Below are 255 nucleotides of genomic sequence, written 5' to 3'. Positions count from 1 at the left end.
AAGTTGGAGAAAAAGTAAGACTTAGGTTTATTAATGGCTCAAGCAATACTTTTTTTGACGTTCGTATTCCCGAACTAAAACTAACAGTTGTACAAGCTGATGGGCAAAACGTTGAACCAGTGACAGTTGATGAATTTAGATTCGGCCCTGGTGAGACCTACGACGTAATTGTTGAGCCTAAAAATGATGCCTATACGATTTTTGCTCAAAGTATGGATCGCTCTGGTTACGCAAAAGGAACTTTATCAAGCTCGC

General features: G+C 39.6%; 1 pseudogene. It reads left to right on the top strand.

The annotated features are described in order from the left end of the window. Positions 1-255 (top strand): annotated as a pseudogene (locus tag PSH50_RS21305) (copper resistance system multicopper oxidase); the annotation flags it as partial.

Origin of the sequence: Pseudoalteromonas sp. Angola-7, assembly GCF_028599255.1 — a bacterium.
GTDB lineage: Bacteria > Pseudomonadota > Gammaproteobacteria > Enterobacterales > Alteromonadaceae > Pseudoalteromonas > Pseudoalteromonas atlantica.
Note: the sequence above shows the minus strand (reverse complement) of the source record. Positions and strands in the feature narration are given on the sequence as shown.